Source organism: Bacteroides mediterraneensis (assembly GCF_016900355.1).
Lineage (GTDB): Bacteria > Bacteroidota > Bacteroidia > Bacteroidales > Bacteroidaceae > Phocaeicola.
In genome coordinates this window covers 21,723-42,096 of sequence record NZ_JACJKA010000027.1, presented here as the reverse complement: position 1 = coordinate 42,096, position 20,374 = coordinate 21,723, and the positions used below count along the sequence as shown (strand labels likewise).

The window sequence follows — 20,374 nt, the reverse complement described above, 5'->3', positions numbered from 1 at the left end:
TTATTATGAAAAAGATAGCAAGTATATTCGTGGGTTTGATAATGATATTTTTGTGTGCAACCTGTATCAGTGCCAAAGGCAGTTCGGAAGACAAAGTCAGTGAAACCCGTAGTGTGAGTGCTTTCCATTCCATTGAAGTGGAGAGTGTGGCCAGTGTGTATTTCACTCAGTCGAACACTTATTCACTTCGTGTGGAAGGTGAAAAGAGATGGGTAAATCAGACAAAGTGTACGGTGAAAGACGGAGTCTTGTTGATTACGTGGGCGGAAAAAGGACAGAAGACCACCAAGAACGTGAACGGACTCTCTATCTATGTCAGTGCCCCTGATTTGCAAGAAGTCACTTTTGAAGGAGTCGGCTCGTTCAACTGCAAGTCCCGTCTGAACCTGAAAGATGTGAAGTTTGATGTACAGGGAGTTGGTAGCTTGAAGGTAGCCGATTTGCATGCCCGAAACGTAAAAATCGATTTGGAGGGAGTAGGCAGTGGCGAGCTGACGGTAGATTGTGACCAGCTGGATGCCAGTGTGGAAGGTGTCGGCAGTCTCACCCTGAGCGGAAAAGCCCGGTCGGCCCATATTTCCAAAGACGGCATCGGCAGTGTTTCTACCCGTCGGTTGAAAGTCGGTGAATAAAATTTTGCCATCACATAATAAACACGTAACAACTTATGAACACACTTTTCAGAAATTTCTCGCATACCTTTCGGCGTTTCTTTACGGCCAGCGTATTGAACCTGTTAGGATTGAGTATCGCGTTTGCCGCCTGCTTCGTCATCCTGACGCAGGTGGACTACGACTATAACTACAACAAAGCCTATCCGGCACACGACCGTATTTATCGGGTGGAAGTGAATGCCGGCGGAGATTACGGCTGGCAAATCTGGCTGGCCCGTCCCTTCTGTGAGTTGGTGGGAGCTGCTTCTCCCCATATACAGGCCATTTCAGTGACTTCCTTGTCAAACTACTCCTCTGATTTTGAGGTAGACGAACACATTTATTCAGAGCCAGAGTTTACCGGATTTGGGGATTACCTGGAGGTATTCCAGCCTACCATGGTATGCGGTACGACCGCTTCTCTCAATGAACCCGGTCAGGTCCTGATTTCCGCGTCCATGGCCCGTCGTTTTTTCGGTACCACGGATGCCATTGGAAAGACGATTTATATGGACCGTAAATCCCGTAACCAGCCCTTGGTGATAGGAGGAGTCTATCAGGATATGCCGGAGAACTCCCAGTTGGGCAACTGTGTGTTCTCTTCTTTCCGTTCGGATTTGAACAAAGATTCCTGGACGAACTGGAATTATACCCTGTATATCCGGCTCGATAATCCGGCTTCATTGGCTGATGTGGAGCGGTCGGTCATCGAAAGCTGCAAGCTGAATATTCCAAGAGAACTGATTAGCGGAGAGGGAGAGGAAGACTGGGAGAATTTCATTCATTTTACGCCGCTGGACGAAGTACATTATTCTACGGTAGGCAACAAGGCGGCTACCAGCAAGGCCGCTGTGTACCTGTTGCTGTGTGTGTCGGTACTGATTTTGCTGACGGCGGCAGTCAACTACATGAACTTTTCACTGGCAGAAACTCCCATGCGGTTGCGTTCCATCAATACCCAGAAGGTGTTGGGCGCTTCCACTTGCTCTTTGCGGATGTATCTGCTGTTAGAATCCGTATGGGTTTGTGTGTGTGGCTTCCTGTTGTCTTTGCTCTGGCTCTATTTGCTGAAAGACACCTCTTTGAGTACCTTGGTGGCATCCAACCTTTCTCTGATGTCTCATCCGGGGCTGGTGATGGCTTTGGGTGGAATTGCCGTGTGCATGGGCTTGCTGGCCGGAGCCTATCCTTCTTACTACGTCACTTCTTTCCCGCCGGCATTGGTGTTGAAAGGTTCGTTCGGCCTTTCTCCGAAGGGCAAGATGCTGCGTACGTTTTTGGTTTGCTTCCAGTTCTTCGTCTCTTTCATGCTGATTATCTCCGTGGGCATCATGTACCTGCAGAGCCGTTATATTCAGCAGAGCGACTATGGTTATGACAAGGAGGTCGTATTGGTGGGAGAGATTCCTGGTGAGTATCTCGATCGCCGGGAAGCGATTGTCAGTGAATTGTCCGGAATTTCGGGCATAGAAGGAATTTCGATTTCCCAGTTCGTATTAAGTTCAGCCGATAACTACATGTCGTGGGGAAGAGGAGAAGGAGAGCATCACATACAGATGGCTTGTTTTCCGGTAGATTACCGCTACTTGTCTGTGCTTGGCATTAAGATTACCGAAGGTCGTAATTTCAAGTCGGGCGACGGGGATGTATATATCTTCAATGAGGCAGCCCGGAAGAAATATTCCTGGATGAAGGTGGACGAACCCGCTACTCAAGGTGATTATCCGGTGGTCGGATTCTGTGAGAACATCCGTTTCAGCAGCTTCCGCAACAACGATGCCGTAGAGCCGATGGCCTTCTTTATTTACGGGAAAGATTATGCGGTCTGGGATGCGAACAGCATCTTGAACATCCGGGTGGCTTCGGGAGTAGATAAGGTGGACATGATTCACCGCTTGACAGAGGCCGCAGAAAAGATAGCTCCGGGCCGTGACTTCAAGTTCCGTTTCATGGATGAGGTGATTGACCAGAACTACCATCGGGAACTGCGTTTCACCCGTCAGATTCTGTTGTTCTCCTTGATTGCCATTGTGCTCAGCATGATTGGTGTGTTTGGGCTTACCTTATTTGAAAGCGAATATCGCCGCAAGGAAATCGGTATCCGGAAAATCATGGGAAGTTCCACCACTGAAATCCTCTACATGTTTACCAAGCGTTATTTCGTCATGCTGGTGGTCTGCTTCGTCTTGGCAGCTCCCTTCGGCTGGTGGATAGGCCACGACTGGCTGGAAAGCTTTTCCGACAAGACACCCATCCGTGCCTGGGTATTTGTGGCTTCCTTCCTGCTGGTCAGCCTCATTACGGTACTGACCGTGACATTCCAGTGTTGGAAGAATGCCAATGAAAACCCCGTGCGGAGCATCAAGACCGAATGACAACTTCAAACCCTAAAATACGATGAAAGGACTGAAAACTTATTTTACTTATCTCCAGCGCAACAAACTGTTTACGTTGGTCAATGTGGCAGGACTGGGCATCTCCCTGATGTTTGTGCTGCTCATAGCCAACATGGTCGTGCGACAGGTCACCGTGGGCGACGATATAAAAGATATCGATCACATTTACGTCCTGTCGAACGAGAGCTACTTTGCCGGCAATTACTTAGTGGGCGAACGGTTGGCCAGTCGCTATCCGGAAATGGCCGACTGGTGTGCCGTCAATTCCGAAGCCTATAAGTCGGGGACCTATGCGACAGTCGACGACCGGAAAACCAGTCTGGAGATTTATTGTGTGAAAGAAAATTTCTTCCGTTTCTTTGGTTACTCCCTGTTGTCGGGAAATCCAGACCAGGCGCTGATTGATGCACACAGCATCGTGCTAACCGAGTCAGGTGCCCGCAAATTGTTTGGAGAGGAACCTGCGGAAGGAAAGAGGATTCATTTGTCGAACGATCGAAAAGGCGTGTACACGGTGACGGGTATCATGAAGAATTTCAACAACTCACTGATACCCGATGGAGTGGAAGCCATTTTACCTTTTGACTATGTGGATTTTGTAAACTGGGGGAGCAGCAAGCACAATCCGGAAATGAACAATGTGGGAGGAACTGCCATCTTGGTACGTTTCCCGCAGGGAACAGACCCGAACCGGAAGAATGCCGACATGCGTTCTTTCTTTGCTACGTTTTTCTGGCCCTATCAGCACGATGTGTTTCACGAAGCTTTTTGGACCTCGTTGAAAGAAGTGCATTTTGCTTCCATCCCCAGTCCGCAGTTCCAGCAATACAACCTGACCCGGGTATGGATTTTTCTGGCAGCCGGTAGCTTGATTCTGCTGATGGCAGTGTTCAACTATGTCAGCATGTGCGTGGCACAGGTGAGTTATCGGGCCAAGGAAATGGCTACCCGCCGGCTGTTGGGCTCTTCGGAGCGCAGCATCTTCTGGCGTTTGATGGGCGAATCGGCCCTGTTTACCGTGGGCGCTTTCCTGCTGGCCTTGGTACTGGCCAAACTGGTGGAACCGACCGCAAGCGATGTGTTGCAGACCCGGCTGGACCTCTTTGGCGATATGGGGTGGATGACCGTACTGGTTTACCTGGTGGGGATTGCCCTGCTTTCGCTGGGGGCCGGACTGGTGCCTGCCGTCCTGCTTTCCCACTATCATCCGCTGGATGTGGTGAAAGGCACTTTCCGCCGGAAGACCAAGGCCGTGTATCTCCGGATTTTGTATGTGGTACAAAGTGGACTCACCGTGGCCATGCTGACCTGCGCCCTCTACTTGTCCGTGCAGATTTACCGTATCTTGCATGAACCGATGGGCTATACCTACGGACATGTGCTCGACTATCCGGCATTGGTGGCCGGCTCCAGAGAGAAGATTCGTCTTTTCCGCGATGAGGCCCGGAAGAAACCTTTTGTGAAGAAGGTTTGTCTGACACAAGGGGTGCCTTTGAGCGGAGGCAACAACAATACGATACAGATGTACGATGCGCACAACCGACAAAAGAGTCTTAGTTTTCAGGTATTCCGTACGGATTCCGCTTTTTTGGACATCTTCCATATCCGTTTGCTGGACGACCGGAAACTGTCGCAGGCTAAGATGTATTTCTCTGAAAGTACATTCGATTCCCTGCAACTGGCCTATGACCGTACTCCTGCCTTGCACGATATTGACGCTCGCTCGTACATGGTAGGTGGACGATATGCCGACTTCAAGTTCCGGTCTGTACTCGATCCGCAGTCGCCCACTTTCCTTTTAGTGGAACATCCTGATAGCTTGGGTGCTTGGAATGTGCTGATCGAGACCATCGACGGCGATCTGCCAGCCTATAAGAAAGAGCTCGACACCTTGTATTCAGAAATTATCGACGGGGCACCTTTTGAGTCGAAGTGGTATGGCGATGAGATGCGTGAGAAATACCAGGATTTGTTGCACCTGCGTACCCTTATCGTGGCTTTTACTTGCGCCGCCTTGTTGATATCGTTGTTGGGGCTGACAGCCATGAGTATTTATTTCATCAGCCAGCGCAAACGCGACATTGCCATTCGGAAAGTATTCGGTTCCAGTGCGGGCATGGAACGGGCACGCTTGCTTCGTTTTTCCCTGTTGTCCTTGTTGGTAGGAGTGGTGTGTGCGGTTCCCCTTTCCTGGTTTGGCGTGCAACAGATTGACCGCATCCTGCACTATTCACCGACGACGATGTGGGGCGTGTTTGGAGTCGCCTTCCTGCTGGTAGCCCTGATATCCTTGGGTTCCGTGTGTCTCATCAGCTGGAAAGCCGTCCGGGAAAATCCGGTGAACAATATTAAGACCGAATAATATTTCAGTGTGTGTAAGTCTATAACTTATCGGGGCCTCCGGCAGTGACCGGAAGCCCCGATTTATTTTTTAGAGCCGTGCTCCGACTTTGGCCCAGTTGACCAGTCCCCAGAAGGCTTCAATGTAGGCCGCCCGTCGGTTGCGGTAGTCAATGTAATAGGCGTGTTCCCATACATCGATAACCAGCAACGGTTTCAGCCCTTTTTTGAGCGGATTCCCGGCATTTGATTCACTGACGATGGACAAGTGTCCGTCTTTGTCGCTTGCCAGCCAGGTCCATCCGGAGCCGAACAGTGTGGTCGCTGCCTGTGTGAACTTTTCCTTGAAGGCTTCTACTGACCCGAAGTCGCGTGCCAGTGCATCGGCCAGCGGTTGAGGCATTTCCAGCTGATGCGGAGTCAGTGTGTCGAAGAAAAACGTGTGGTTCCACGTCTGGGCCGCGTTGTTGAATACGGGGCCTTCTGCCTCCAGCACAATCTGTTGCAGACTATTATCTTCAAACGGCGTACCGGCAATCAGTTTGTTGAGGTTGTCAATGTACGTTTGCAGATGCTTTCCGTAATGATATTCCAAGGTTTCTTTACTCATTTTCGGTGCCAGCTCATCCAGTTGGTACGGAAGTGCAGGAAGTGAATGTTTCATTGTCTTTTTGATTTAAAGGTGGATAATTTATCTGCCTCTAATTTACGATAAAAATCGGGATTTAGTTTGAAAAAGTGTGACGAATATTCGGCTTTTTTAGGGGAAATCGTAATTTCGCAAACAGATTAGGTTGATTTCTATTATATTTTTAGGTTAAATTACTATGTGTGGAATTGTAGGTTATATCGGGAGGCGGAAAGCCTGGCCGATATTGGTAGAAGGCCTGAAGCGTCTGGAGTATCGCGGATACGACAGTGCCGGAGTGGCCTTGATGAGCTACACTCATCAGTTGAATGTGTATAAATCCGTGGGAAAAGTGGCCGACCTGGAGCGGACGGCCGAAGGACAGGATTTGTCCGGCTGCGTAGGAATCGCCCATACGCGATGGGCCACCCACGGCGAACCCAGTACGGTGAATGCCCATCCACATTGCAGCCAGAACGGGGATTTGGCATTGGTACACAACGGAATTATCGAGAATTATGCCGTGCTGAAAGAAAAGTTGCAGGCTAAAGGTTGCAGCTTCAAGAGCAGTACCGATACCGAGGTGCTGGTGCAGTTGATTGGTTACATCCAGCAGCAGGGCAATTTAGATTTGTTGACCGCCGTACAGCTGGCCTTGCGCGAAGTCATCGGTGCCTACGCCATTGCCGTGGTCGACTGCAAGCATCCTGACGAGATTATTGCCGCTCGCAAAAGTAGTCCCTTGGTAGTCGGAGTGGGGCAAGGCGAATTTTTCCTGGCTTCCGATGCTACCCCCATGGTGGCCTATACCGACCAGGTGGTGTATCTTTCTGACGGAGAAATTGCCGTGCTGCGGGCGGATGCTCCCCTGAAAATAGTCGATTTGCACAATGTGGAATGTCCGCACGAAGCACAGACGGTAGCGATGAACATCGGTCAGCTGGAGAAAGGAGGTTTCCCTCATTTCATGCTGAAAGAGATTTTTGACCAGCCCGACTGCATCAGCGACTGTATGCGTGGTCGGGTGAATTCGGATACCTGTACGGTGACGCTTTCTGCCGTCACGAACCACAGAGAACGCCTGCTCCGGACCAGCCGGTTTATCATCGTGGCCTGTGGTACCTCCTGGCATGCGGGACTCATCGGCAAACAATTGCTCGAAAGTTTCTGCCGTATTCCGGTGGAAGTGGAATACGCTTCCGAGTTCCGTTACCGCAATCCGGTCATCCATTCCGATGACGTGGTGATGGCCATCTCCCAAAGCGGAGAGACGGCCGACACACTGGCTGCCATCGAACTGGCTAAATCGCAAGGAGCTTTTATCTATGGCATCTGTAATGTAGTCGGTTCCTCTATCGCCCGTGCCACGGATACCGGGTCTTATATCCATGTGGGCCCTGAAATCGGTGTGGCTTCCACCAAAGCTTTCACCGGACAGGTGACGGTGCTCACCCTGCTTGCCCTGGCTTTAGGCTGTGAAAAAGGTACACTTCCGGAAGCGGAGTATCATCGGGTAGTGAAGGAGCTGTCGGCGATTCCCGAAAAGATGCGGACAGTGCTGAAGCAGAATCCCTTCATAGCTGACTTCTCAAAAATGTTTACTTACGCCCGTAATTTCATTTATCTGGGCCGAGGCTATGCCTTTCCGGTAGCTTTGGAAGGTGCCTTGAAGCTGAAGGAAATTTCTTATATCCATGCCGAAGGCTACCCGGCAGCCGAGATGAAGCACGGTCCTATTGCCCTGATTGATGCCGAGATGCCCGTGGTTATCGTGGCCACCCAGTCGCCTTTGTACGAAAAAGTGCTGAGTAATATCCAAGAAATCAAGGCCCGTAAGGGTAGAGTAGTGGCTGTCGTGACCGAGGGAGATACCGTGATTCGCAGTCTGGCCGATTACAGCATCGAGTTGCCTGCCACGCTGGAATGTTTGGATCCGCTCATCACTTCCATTCCTTTGCAGTTGCTGGCTTATCACATTGCTGTGTGTCGTGGAATGGATGTTGACCAGCCTCGAAATCTGGCTAAATCGGTTACGGTGGAATAATCACATCTATTTCCTTGAAAATCTTTGCATTAAAGGTAAAATGCCGTGGAAAATTCTCTGTCCCACACTGTGAAATACAAAAACCACAGTGTGGGATACATATTTCACACTGTGGGATACAAATCCCAAACTGTGGGACAGAGAATATATTAGTGAGTTTGGAAGAAAATGTAAGGAGGGAAGGAGGAATAAGTAGTAGGAATAGGAAAGGAGGGCTGTAAGCATATTATTTCCCGTAATGTCCCTTTGCAGAAATCACTATAACAGTCACTATTTCTTCTTCAATTGTATAGATAAGACGGTTGAATTTGTCTATTCTTCTACTCCAAAATCTGGATAAATTGCCTTTCAGGGCTTCCACTTGTCCTGTTCCTGTAGTAGGGTGTTCTGCCAGTTCAATGAGTAGGTTCTTTATTTTTTCAATAGTTGCTTTATTCCCGGATTTCTTTAATTCTTCTATATCTTTGACTGCTCTACGTTCCAATTGGATGGTGTATGCCATATCAGAGGTTATTTATAAAATTAGTAATTTCCTCTGCTGAACGTAAGGTGATTTTATCTTTACCTTTACTTTCTTTATATGCTTTTGCCCGTTTCTCAATTTCGGCTAAATTGTCGGAATCTGTAAAATACTCGTCACCGCTTGGACTTGGATTGGAAATTTCAATCTTTAAAGTTTCAGCTTTTGAAATCAATAGGCTTTCGATAAAAGCTTTTAGACTTTTCCCTTGCGCAGCGGCCATGATAGATAACTTCTGTAATGTATCTATCGGTAAATCAATATTCTTTCTCTTCTTAGGTAATGTAATTGTAGCCATCGTTTTTATTCTTTAGAGGTTCTTTGCAAAGATAGAAAATATATATAATGTATACAATGTATATTTTGTAAATTTAGTCTGGATTATTTTTCTGAAAAATTTTTATCTTTCGTGTAAAAATGTAATTTTGCACATCTAATCTTTGGAGAAGTAAAACGAGGATGCAAGAAGAAGATTTGATATTGGCTGTGAAATCTGGCTCAGAGCGTGCTTATAAGCAACTCTATGAACTGTGGGTGTCCAGACTATATCGATTCGTGTTTCAGTATCTCAAGTCGGAAGAAGCGACTGATGACGTGGTACAGGAAACTTTTTTTCGCATTTGGACCAACCGAGAACATCTGAAGCCTGAAGAGTCTTTCAAATCCTATCTTTTTACTATAGCCTATCATTTTCTGCTGAAAGAACTGAGGAGGCAGATTCACAATCCGTCGATGGAAGAATATGTGGAATACCGGGATAAACTGGCTTCTCCTGCTAATGAAATTCCTGATGAACTGGATTTTGACCGTTTTGTAAAAGCTTTGGAGAAAGCCAAACAGCATCTTTCTCCTCGTCAACGGGAAATTTTTGAATTCAATAAAGAATATGGTATGTCGGTTGCAGAGATTTCTGAAAAACTATCAGTTACCGAGCAGGTAGTACGTAATCAGTTGTCTGTTGCTTTGAAGATACTTCGTACGGAATTACGCCAATATTATCCCTTGTTACTTCTGTTTTTGGCGTAAAAATTCATTCTATGCTTTAAAACATACAATTCGATATGTTATAAATCTGCCCTTATTGGATATTACCCATAAACAAACGAAATAAGTTTATGAATGCACAAATAAACGATAAGGTATCAGGATTGTTACACAAGTTCCGTTCCGGTGACATCACGCCGGCGGAATTTCAGGATTTGCGAACCCGTATGGATAGTATATCCGATGTGGAGCTGAAACAGATTATAGAAGCAGACTGGGAAAAGTTTGAAGATTATTCTCCTTTGTCGGAAGAAAAAATGGAAATGCTCTACGAAGGATTGCACATTCGCTCGGAAGAAGTGAAGTCTCGTTTCACCCTGAAACGCTACTGGATGCAGATTGCTGCTTCTCTGTTGTTGCTCATTGCTGGAAGCTTGACAGTCTTGACTTTTATGCAGCGGAACGAAATCAATGCGTTGGCTGAACAGAATGTGGTGATACGTTCGGGTGATTATGGCAAGTCGCTTGTCACTCTTCCCGATGGAACCATTGTGCATCTGAATGCCAAATCTTCTTTGACCTATAGTCAGGATTTTGGGCGGAATGACCGTAAGGTTGCATTGAGTGGAGAAGGATTTTTTGAGGTAAAGAAAGATACGGAAAAGAAGTTTACAGTAGGTACAGGTTATATGGACATTACCGTATTGGGTACAAAATTTAATGTATATGCGTATGAAACAAAAGATATTGTGGAGATGTCGCTCGTTGAGGGTAGTGTGGATGTAGCCACTGCGCAGCCGCCTTATCGGAGTATTCGTGTGAAACCCAATGAGAAAGTGGTGTATAACAAACGTACGGGAGATTTGTTGCATAAGAAGACCAGTAATAAGATGGAAACGGCTTGGATGAACAAGGAACTGGTATTCCGTAGTGAACCGTTAGGTGACGTGTTCCGTTGTTTGTCCAGAAAGTTTGCGGTCAGTTTCTCTGTGGATGATGAGGCTTTGTTGAACGATGTGTATACGGGTACGTTTGACGATGAAAATATAGAAAATATCATGCGTGTGTTGAAATATCATTATAAGTTCAAGTATACAAATGAAGACGGAGTGATTTTTATTCAAACTCTAAAATAGTTATTAACCTTTAAACCCGAAATGTATGAAGACATGAAACGAAAAACAAAGGCCCCGGATAATCGGCAAATTATCCAGGGCGTGAAAAAGGCTTAGTCCTGAATTAAAACTATGGTGGAACATAGTAAGAAACTAAAACCTTAATTTGTTATGAATTTATGAAAACCACAAAACAATCAATTGATTTAGAGTACAAAGGTACTAAAAAACGCTTGAATCTGCGCACTGCTTTGATTTCTTTGTGTATGTTTGCATTTGTTGGCACTTCTGCCCAGACGGGTACAGTAACCGTGAAGCTGCGCAATGCTTCTGTTAAGGAATTGTTCAGTGCGATTGAAAAACAAACCTCCTATCGATTCTCTTATCGGGATGCAGAAATCAAGGGGAAAGGAAATGTGACGATTTCTGTTCAAAATACAGAACTGAAGATTTTATTGGTTAAAGAATTGACAAAATTAAATCTGACGTATAAAGTTTCTGGTAATGTGATTATGATTTTGCCATTACAATCTACCGATACTCCCATGGATGTGGATAAAACGATTGCTGGTAGCGTAAAAGATGAGAAGGGAGAGCCGATTATTGGGGCTAATGTGACAGTGAAGGGACGACCTTCTATGGGTACAATTACTGATGTAAACGGAAAATTTACATTGAAGGTTCCTCAAAATGCTACGTTGCAGGTCAGTTATATTGGATTTTCTTCGAGAGAAATTAAAGTGGGAAACCAAAATGATGTGAAAGTCGTATTGTCCGAAGATACGGAGATGTTGGAAGAGGTTGTTGTGATAGGTTATGGAAGTATGGACAAAAAGGAGGTGACTTCAGCTATCAGCCATGTGTCTAATAAGGATTTTCTTAGTATTGGGACTGTAGATCCAGCTTTGCAGATTCAGGGTAAAGTTGCTGGGGTACAGATTGATAATACTGCCGTGGGCGATCCAAATAATATGTCCAGTATTCAGGTACGTGGTATTACATCTATTAGTGCTGGAACAGGACCTTTAGTCGTGATTGATGGAGTCATAGGAGGAAATATTTATAGTGTAAATAGTAATGATATTGAATCTATCGATGTACTGAAAGATGGAGCAGCTTCTGCAATTTATGGAACTCGTGGAAGCAATGGGGTAATTTTGATTACTACAAAGAAAGGAGCAAGAGATGGGTCTATTCATACATCTTATTCGGGATATGTAGGATGGAATTTTATAGAGAACCGTTTGAAATCGATGAGTGCAGCAGAATACCGGAAATTGCGGGTTCCTCAAGGTGGAACTGATTTTGGGTCGGATACTGATTGGATGGATGAAGTGAGTCGTACAGGTTTCTCACAATCTCATACACTTGCCTTATCTGGGGGTAATATGCGCAATAATTATCGTATTTCCTTGGATTTTAGAAAAGCTCATGGAATCGATTTACGTTCAGACCGTAAGGAATGGGGGACGCGTATGTCATTCAGTCACACGAGCAAAAATGGCTTATTTAATTTCATTGGTAATATAGCTCCTCGTGTGATTAATAAAAATAATGCGGATTGGGGAGTGTTTGATGTAGCTTTGGCAGCTAATCCTACGGCTCCTGTTTACGACCCAGAAGATCCGACTGGACGTACATTTTATAACTTCAATAGTCAGAACCTTTATACAAATAATTATAATCCAGTTGAGAAACAACTATTGGAGAAAAGTTATGATGAGTTAAAATGGCTTTCTTGGGATATTACAGCTAAATTAAATCTTTTGCCTTTATTAAGTGATAATCTGTCAAGTACACATTCACTGACAACCCAGATAACATTGGCTCAGCAGATAAATGATAATACTTATTATTGGTTTATTCCTTCTACAGCTACCACTGAAATTAATAATGGACGAAAAGGGGAAGCAAGTCAGTCGTATTCAAAGGATCGTCAGGAAAGTTTGGAATGGCTTGTAAATTATGGCTTAAAAACTAATGGACATAATTTAAATTTTATGGGAGGGTATTCTTATCAATATTGGATGTCGAATGGATTGAGTGCAGACAATAAAGATTTCTCTTCAGATGTCTTTCTTTATAATAATTTAGGTAATGGTACGTACAATTTGGAGGAAGGTCGGAATGGAATGTCAAGTTACCGTAATGATTCAAAGCTGATTGCTTTTTTTGGTCGTATCACGTATGACTATCTAAGTCGTTATTTGATGACCTTTTCGTTACGTTATGAGGGTTCCTCCAAATTTGGGAATAATAATAAATGGGGTACTTTCCCTGCTGCCTCGTTAGGATGGCGTATGAGTGAAGAAACATTTATGAAAGATATTGCTTGGATAGATGATTTTAAATTGAGAGGTGATATAGGCGTGACAGGGAATCAGAATTTTGGAAGCTATAATTCGTTGGCTACGTATAAAGGTTTTGGTTATGCCAATTATAACGGAGTGTACTATCAGGTTTGGGGACCAGATAAGAATGTAAACCCAGACCTGAAGTGGGAGAAAGGAATAAACTGGAATGTCGGATTGGATTTTACTTTATTTAATAGAAGGTTGTCAGGAACAGTTAATTACTATCATCGAAAACAGCAAGATTTACTTGGTAATTATACGGTACCTGTTCCCCCTTATTTGTTTTCTACCACCTTTGTGAATGTAGGTACAATGCGCAATACGGGGATAGAGATTGAATTGAATATTAATGCTGTTAAAACAAAAGACTTTTCATATTCTATCGGTTTTGTAGGAGCCACAAATAATAATAAGTTTGTACGTTTTTCAAATGATACATATAATGGGAATCCATATTGGGACACTTGTAATATGCCTTCGCCTAATAATCCTGGATATTTACAACGTATCAGTGAAGGAGAACGTATTGGTAATTTTCGAACCTATCGTTATGCCGGAGTAGATGATAAAGGTGATTGGTTGGTATGGAGTAAAGAAAATGAAAAAATACCTATCAGTGAGGCTACCGAAAACGACAAGTGTATCACGGGTAATGGACTACCTAAGTTTACAGCTTCATTGACAAATACTTTTAACTACAAAAATTGGGATATGACGCTTTATTTTCGTGGGGCTTTTGGATTCGATATTTTCAATGTGCATGAAATGTATTATGGACTTCAAAGTTCTAGTAAGATAGCTAACGTGTTGCCAGTTGCGTATGGAGACAATAAATTGATTACTACGGGAGTTAATGTGCTGACGGATTATTTTATAGAGAAAGGGGATTATATGAAGCTAGATGTGATGACGGTTGGTTATACATGGAATATAGATAAAAAGTTTTTGCGTAAGGTACGTTTGTATGCAACGGGGAACAATCTGTTTACAATTACAAGGTATAGTGGAGTGGACCCTTCGGTTTTTGCAACAAATGGTTTGACTCCTGGTACTATTGGTGGTAGTAAGAATTATTATCCATCTACGAGACAAATTTTGTTTGGTGTACAAGTTGATTTTTAGTATTTATAAATTGAGAAACTATGAAACTAAGAAATATATTCTATGGTATAAGCAGTGTTTTACTGATTGTGGGAGCTTCTGCATGTACAGATTTGACAGAAACAGTGTATGATAAAATTGTTTCGGATAATTATTATCAAAATAAAGAAGATGTGGTGCGAGCTTTTCTGCGTCCTTTCGAACATGGATATTGGTCTGTCCTTTCTACTTATCGTTTACAGGAAATTACGGCTGACCAAATGGGTACATGGGAACGTGATGGTTGGTGGTATGATGGTGGACAATGGGAACGGCTTCATAAGCATACTTGGGGGCTTGAGGGAGGCGATGCGGATGTTATTGCCAACGCATGGGAAGTGCAATTTCAAGGTATTGGACAATGTAATTCCGTGTTGGAGGATTTTGCCAGACTGAATCGTGAACAGCTTGGTGTGAATGAACAGGAATTAAACTCCATGTATGCCCAAATTCGAACATTGAGAGCTTGGTTTTACCTACGGGCATTTGATTTGTTTCGGAATCTTCCAAGAGTGGTCAGTTTTAATGACCCGTCGCAAAATACTTCTTATCAGGTATCGCCAGAGGAAACATTTGCCTTTATAGAAAGTGAATTATTGGATGTGATTGACAAATTACCGATAAAAGAAGGTAATAACGGAAACGGAAACTTGCAAGGACAATGGAATAAAGCTTCTGCTGCAGCTTTATTGGTTCGTCTATATTTGAACGCAGAAAAATGGATTGGAATACCTAAATATGAAGATTGTGCAAGTTATGCGCAGAAAATTATAAACGGAGAATACGGTAATTATTCATTAGCTGAGCAATGGTATGAGCCATTTGATTGGGATAATGAATTTTCCAATGAAGTGCTATATGCTTTTACTGCGGGATTTGGTTACAGTCATTGGCATTGGGATGGTGATATGTATTGGTGGGGATTTCCTGTAAATGCGAAATATTATTTTGGCTTCTTGGAGTGGGGGGATTGTAACCCTGCCCGTGCGGTTCAACCTAGTTTGGATGTAGATGGAAATTTATATGAATTTGAACTTGGTAAAACTATTCATAACTTTAAAATGTATCCGGAAGATTATCGTTTGAAAAAATATGTAAACTTAGAAGGAGAAAGTAAACGAGAGGGAATGTTTTTATATGGTTATTTGCCTTATACGAACAGTAGTGGCAAAGTGGAGTATGTCACTTCTCCTGTTGGTGGTTATCGTTTATATATTCGAGACCAAGTAGGGCGATTTGAAGATGCACTACCAAGTGAAACGATTGAAGATAAGGAGTCTAATTGTGCACATGGTGATATGAACTCTGGATGGTGTGTGGTAAAGTATCCGGTTTATCGAGATGGCGATCCAGGAGCTATGGAATCTGACTATGTAGAGATTCGTTTGTCGGAGATATATTATTCACTTGCGGAATGTTATTTTCGTGCAGGAAATGTGGCTGAAGCTGGAAAACTATTAAATGCTGTCCGTAAACGTAACTATCCGCAAACTAGATGGCAGGAATATTTGTATGAACCGGAAGGGATTGTTGCATTGACTGAAGCTGAGCTTCTATCTGAATGGGGAAGAGAGTTTTTGAACGAGGGTAGACGGCGCACAGATCTTTGTCGATGGAATAAATATAGCTCAGGGACATGGTGGGATAAAGAACCTGATTTGGATGACCATACAGATATTTTTATATTCCCGTATAGAATATTAGGGGCAAATCCAGAATTAAAACAAAATCCAGGTTATCCGGATAGAAAGTAATTATTTATGTTCTATGGAAAGGAGCTGATTTCATTTAGCGCTGAATAAAATATTGTAGTGGAACAGCTCCCTTCTTTATATATTTAAGATGTTTGATTTTTTATGATGAGGTTTATTTGTACATTTACTATTTTGTTCTCTTTTTGGTTTGAAATAAGAGCTCAATATAAAAATTTTTTTTATGAAGAGGGGAAAAAAATTGTAGTAAATCTGACAGATGGAAAGTTGTATTTCTATCCATTGACAGAGAATACTTTAAGGGTAAAGTTTGTACGCCCTCCTTTTAATGATTCATTACCTGAATGGATTTATACTACTCACGAAAAACCTATGGTATATCATGTTGAGAAAGAAAAGGATACTTTATCTATTCTTTTATCAGGAATCAGTGCCAAGATAAATCTAAAGAATGGTTTGGTAACATTCTTTTCTCCTGAAGGAAAGGTAATACTGCAAGAACGTGGAAGACAGCTTACTCCTTCGATGGTACAGAATGTGAATACATATTGTGCTTTGCAGAGATTTTATTCTCCAGAAGAAGAACATCAGTTTGGACTTGGCCAGTTTCAGGACGGTTATTTAAATGTGAAAGGTTTGTCACGTAGGTTAACTCAAGTGAATACACAAATAGCTGTGCCCATGCTGATTTCAGATAAAGGGTATGGAGTGTTATGGAATAACTATGGTTTGACAGATTTTAATCCAGCAAATGACACTTTAAGGCTTGTTCCCATAAAAGGAGGAGGAAAGATTGAGGAAGTAGAAATTACTTCTACAGAAGGAGGGAAAAAAGAAATTCGTGAGAATTATGTTTTTGCATCAAAATTGAATGTGCCTGTTTCTGGACGTTATTCGATAATGCTTGATGTGGGACAGAATATGGCAAGAAAGTATCATTTGCGTATTGGAAATAAAACTATATTTGACATGTCCAATACATGGCTTCCTCCTACTACATCAGCTATTGTTGAGTTAGAAGCTGGTGTGTATGATGTTGTTGCTAATTTGGAGAAAAATGATTCTCCTAAAGTCTTTTTCAAAATGGTTGATAAAGAGACTGTTTTTCGTTCTCCTGTGGCTGAATGTGTAGATTATACAGTTTTTTGTGGCGATGTGGATAAAATTATAGATTCTTATAGAAATGTAACGGGAAGTGTACCGATGTTGCCAGATTGGGCATTGGGTTATATTCATTGTCGGGAACGTTTCCATAGTCAGGAAGAACTTTTAGAAACGGCAAAAAAATTTCGTTCATCTAAATTGCCTGTGGATGTAATTGTACAGGATTGGCAATATTGGGGAAAATATGGATGGAATGCCATGAAGTTTGATGAAAGATATTATCCAGCTCCTGGGCAGATGGTAAATAAATTGCATGAAATGAATATGAGGTTAATGATCTCGGTATGGTCTAAAGTTGATCCTTCTTCTCAAGTCGGAGAAGGGATGGAAAAGAATGGTTTTTTTATTCCTGGAACTTCCTGGGTTGATTTCTTTAATCCTGATGCAGCAAAGTATTATTGGAAGAATTTTAGTAGCAGACTTTTAAAATATGGAATAGATGCTTGGTGGCAGGATGCTACAGAACCTGAAAATGATGATTTAGTGGGTAGAATGGTGGCTGATAAGAAAATTCCTGGTGAAGTGTTTCGGAATGCTTATCCGTTGTTAGTTAATAAAACTGTGTATGAAGGATTACGGCGAGATGCACCAAATAAAAGGGTTATGATTTTAACGCGGAGTGCATTTCCTGGAATGCAACGTTATGCTACAGCAACGTGGTCAGGAGATGTGGGGTATGATTGGAATACTCTAAGGCGACAGATTGTGGGAGGACTTGGAATGGTTATCTCAGGTCAACCTTGGTGGACATACGATGCTGGAGGTTTTTTTCGTCCTAAGAATCAATACACAGATTCTATTTATCAAGAATGTTTGATGCGCTGGATACAAACTGCTGTTTTTTTACCTTTAATGCGTGTACATGGATATGACACAAATACGGAATTTTGGAATTATGGTCCTAATTTAACTTCGCTTGCTCGTCAAGCTCTTGCTATTCGCTATCGTTTAGTTCCTTATATCTATTCAGAAAGTGCAAAGGTAAGTTTTAGCAATGGAACTTTAATGCGTCCTTTAGTCATGGATTTTGTGAATGATACGGTGGCTGTTTCTCAAAAATACCAATATATGTTTGGTCCGTCCTTGCTTGTAGCTCCCATTGTTGAAAGTAATGTGAAAAATTGGAAAGTGTATTTCCCTGCTGTTAAAGGTGGATGGTATAACTTTTGGAATAATATCTATGTGAATAATCATGGATGGAAAATAGTTCCTGCTCGAATGGATTGTATACCAGTGTTTGTGAAAGCAGGAGGAATTTTACCTTTAGCAGAAGGAAATCCTCAGACAGTAAAGGAGGCACGTTATGGAAATCTGATTATTAAGATTTTTGCAGGAGCAGACGGAGCTTATACATTATATGAAGATGAAGGAACAAACTATAATTATGAGAAGGGGCAATATGCAAGTATTAATTTAAGTTGGGATGATCAAAAGAATGAGTTGACTATCGGGCAACGAGTCGGATACTTTCCTAATATTAAGTTGAGACGTAATTTTCATTTAATAAGGATTTCTAAAACTTCATATAAAGAACAAGATATTTGTTACACAGGTGATAAGGTAGTTATAAAATTTAAAGATTAGTCATTTATCTCCCCCAGTAGTATGAACTCTACTATTGGGGGGGGGAAATTTTTATGGTGTGTATCAAATTAAATATTTGTATGGTTATTACGAGAAACAGCTTTTCTTCTTTTTCCTGACCGAAAAATCAAAGTAAATCCTTATTTTTGTACATAAATGAGTAAACAACCACACTATGAGCAGACTTTATCCGATTGGCATTCAGAGTTTTGAAAAAATCCGTGAAGGAGGATATGTCTATGTGGATAAGACCGCATGGATTTATCGGTTGGTAACGGGAGGAAACTATTATTTTCTGAGCCGTCCGCGCCGTTTTGGGAAGAGTCTGCTGGTTTCTACTTTGGAAGCCTATTTTCAAGGGAAGAAGGACCTGTTCAAAGGACTTTCTATCGGGCGATTGGAGCAGCAATGGGTGAAATATCCCGTGTTTCATCTGGATTTGAATGCCCAGAAATATGAATCTGCACGAGATTTGGCGAATATGCTGAATGTGGCTCTTACCCGGTGGGAAAAATTGTATGGAAAGGAGATTTCGGAAACTTCATCCTCTTTGCGTTTTCAGGGCGTGATACGCCGTGCTTCGGAGTCGACAGGATGCAAGGTGGTTATCTTGGTGGATGAATATGACAAGCCTTTGTTGCAAACGATAGGGAACGAGGTACTTCAGACTGAATATAGAAATACCTTAAAGGCTTTTTATGGAGTATTGAAAAGTTGTGACCAGTACATTCAATTCGCATTGCTTACAGGGGTGACTAAATTTAATAAAGTAAGCGTGTTCAGTGACCTGAATAATCTGAGGGATATTTCCATGTTGCGTGAATATGAAAACATCTGTGGAATCTCGGAAGAGGAACTTCATCGTGACTTTGTGCCGGATGTAGAGGCTTTGGCAGAAGCCGGAGGAGCACAGTTGGAAGATACTTACAAGAGGTTGAAGGAATGGTATGACGGGTACCATTTTACCCCCAATGGAGTGGATATTTATAATCCCTTTAGTTTACTTAATACATTTGCTAACAAAGACTTTGGTAGTTACTGGTTTGAAACGGGTACACCGACTTTTTTGGTCGAACTGTTAAAGGAAAGCCGATATGATTTACAGCGTCTGACAGGTGAAGTAGCGATGGCTGATTCCTTGCAAGGAATAAATTCAATGAGCAATAATCCGGTCCCTTATTTGTATCAAAGTGGGTATTTGACTATAAAAGGGTATAATCGAGAGTTTCAAGTATATGAATTGGGATTTCCGAATAGGGAAGTAGAAGAGGGTTTTACCAAGTTTTTGCTTCCTTGTTACGCACATTTGGATTCAGGGAATACGGCTTTTGAGTTGATGAGTTTCGTGAAAGAGGTACGTGAGGGGAATATTGAGGGCTTCATGCATCGCTTGCAGAGTTTCTTTGCAGATATTCCCTATGAAATGACACGTGATTTGGAACTGCATTATCAGAATGTACTTTTTATTGTATTCAAATTGTTGGGCTTCTATACGCAGGTGGAATATCATACTTCACAGGGACGCATTGATTTGGTGTTGAAGACTAATCACTATATTTATGTGATGGAATTCAAGTTGGAGGGAAGTGCTGAGGAGGCTATTCGCCAGATAGAAGAAAAGAATTATGCCCTTCCGTTTGCATCTGATTCGCGTAAACTGTATAAGATTGGGGTCAATTTCAGTAATCAGATTCGAGGAATTGAAGCCTGGAAAACCGTAAGTAATTCATAATTAGTGGT

At 42.7% G+C, this 20,374-nt stretch carries 13 protein-coding genes; 10 read left to right on the top strand and 3 right to left on the bottom strand.

Translation table 11 applies throughout. The features are described from left to right. Nucleotides 1-5: 5 nt before the first annotated feature. Genes H6A28_RS12785 through H6A28_RS12775 form a run of 3 tightly spaced genes read left to right on the top strand, consistent with a single transcriptional unit; the run spans nucleotide 6 to nucleotide 5,411 of the window. Nucleotides 6-632 (top strand): GIN domain-containing protein, encoded by a 627-nt coding sequence (locus H6A28_RS12785; protein ID WP_204480693.1) that lies wholly within the window; start codon nucleotides 6-8, stop codon nucleotides 630-632. Nucleotides 633-667: 35 nt separating this feature from the next. Continuing rightward, on the top strand, nucleotides 668-3,028 hold the full coding sequence (locus H6A28_RS12780) for an ABC transporter permease (RefSeq protein ID WP_204480691.1): 2,361 nt from the start codon (nucleotides 668-670) through the stop codon (nucleotides 3,026-3,028). A gap of 22 nt (nucleotides 3,029-3,050) precedes the next feature. Further along, the gene (locus H6A28_RS12775; RefSeq protein ID WP_239465358.1) at nucleotides 3,051-5,411 is read left to right on the top strand and encodes an ABC transporter permease; all 2,361 of its coding nucleotides are present in this window, start codon (nucleotides 3,051-3,053) and stop codon (nucleotides 5,409-5,411) included. Between the two features lie 69 nt (nucleotides 5,412-5,480). On the opposite strand, the gene H6A28_RS12770 is transcribed toward H6A28_RS12775, so the two are convergent. Next, complete coding sequence (locus tag H6A28_RS12770) at nucleotides 5,481-6,053, bottom strand: superoxide dismutase (protein WP_204480689.1); 573 nt, start codon at nucleotides 6,051-6,053, stop codon at nucleotides 5,481-5,483. 163 nt (nucleotides 6,054-6,216) lie between these two features. On the opposite strand from H6A28_RS12770, the gene glmS reads away from it, so the two are divergent. Beyond that, nucleotides 6,217-8,061 carry a glutamine--fructose-6-phosphate transaminase (isomerizing) gene (gene glmS, locus H6A28_RS12765; RefSeq protein WP_204480687.1) on the top strand — a complete coding sequence of 615 codons (1,845 nt, stop codon included), beginning with the start codon at nucleotides 6,217-6,219 and terminating at the stop codon, nucleotides 8,059-8,061. Nucleotides 8,062-8,287: 226 nt separating this feature from the next. On the opposite strand, the gene H6A28_RS12760 is transcribed toward glmS, so the two are convergent. After that, a complete protein-coding gene (locus H6A28_RS12760; RefSeq protein WP_204480685.1) occupies nucleotides 8,288-8,563 on the bottom strand; it encodes a Txe/YoeB family addiction module toxin in 276 nt (91 codons plus the stop codon). Between the two features lies 1 nt (nucleotide 8,564). Beyond that, complete coding sequence (locus H6A28_RS12755) at nucleotides 8,565-8,879, bottom strand: hypothetical protein (RefSeq protein ID WP_204475678.1); 315 nt, start codon at nucleotides 8,877-8,879, stop codon at nucleotides 8,565-8,567. A gap of 161 nt (nucleotides 8,880-9,040) precedes the next feature. On the opposite strand from H6A28_RS12755, the gene H6A28_RS12750 reads away from it, so the two are divergent. The 6 genes from H6A28_RS12750 to H6A28_RS12725 all read left to right on the top strand — a co-directional run bounded on the left by H6A28_RS12750 (nucleotide 9,041) and on the right by H6A28_RS12725 (nucleotide 20,366). Next, nucleotides 9,041-9,607, top strand: a complete 567-nt coding sequence (locus H6A28_RS12750; RefSeq protein ID WP_204480684.1) for an RNA polymerase sigma factor — start codon at nucleotides 9,041-9,043, stop codon at nucleotides 9,605-9,607. 89 nt (nucleotides 9,608-9,696) lie between these two features. Continuing rightward, nucleotides 9,697-10,701 (top strand): FecR family protein, encoded by a 1,005-nt coding sequence (locus tag H6A28_RS12745; RefSeq protein WP_204480682.1) that lies wholly within the window; start codon nucleotides 9,697-9,699, stop codon nucleotides 10,699-10,701. A 158-nt stretch (nucleotides 10,702-10,859) separates the two neighbouring features. Beyond that, nucleotides 10,860-14,156, top strand: coding sequence for a SusC/RagA family TonB-linked outer membrane protein (locus H6A28_RS12740; RefSeq protein ID WP_345944567.1), 3,297 nt, complete (start codon nucleotides 10,860-10,862; stop codon nucleotides 14,154-14,156). A 20-nt stretch (nucleotides 14,157-14,176) separates the two neighbouring features. After that, nucleotides 14,177-15,928 (top strand): RagB/SusD family nutrient uptake outer membrane protein, encoded by a 1,752-nt coding sequence (locus tag H6A28_RS12735; RefSeq protein WP_204480680.1) that lies wholly within the window; start codon nucleotides 14,177-14,179, stop codon nucleotides 15,926-15,928. A gap of 102 nt (nucleotides 15,929-16,030) precedes the next feature. After that, a complete protein-coding gene (locus H6A28_RS12730) occupies nucleotides 16,031-18,634 on the top strand; it encodes a glycoside hydrolase family 31 protein (protein WP_239465357.1) in 2,604 nt (867 codons plus the stop codon). 175 nt (nucleotides 18,635-18,809) lie between these two features. After that, nucleotides 18,810-20,366 carry an ATP-binding protein gene (locus tag H6A28_RS12725; protein ID WP_204480678.1) on the top strand — a complete coding sequence of 519 codons (1,557 nt, stop codon included), beginning with the start codon at nucleotides 18,810-18,812 and terminating at the stop codon, nucleotides 20,364-20,366. The last annotated feature ends 8 nt before the right edge of the window (nucleotides 20,367-20,374 follow it).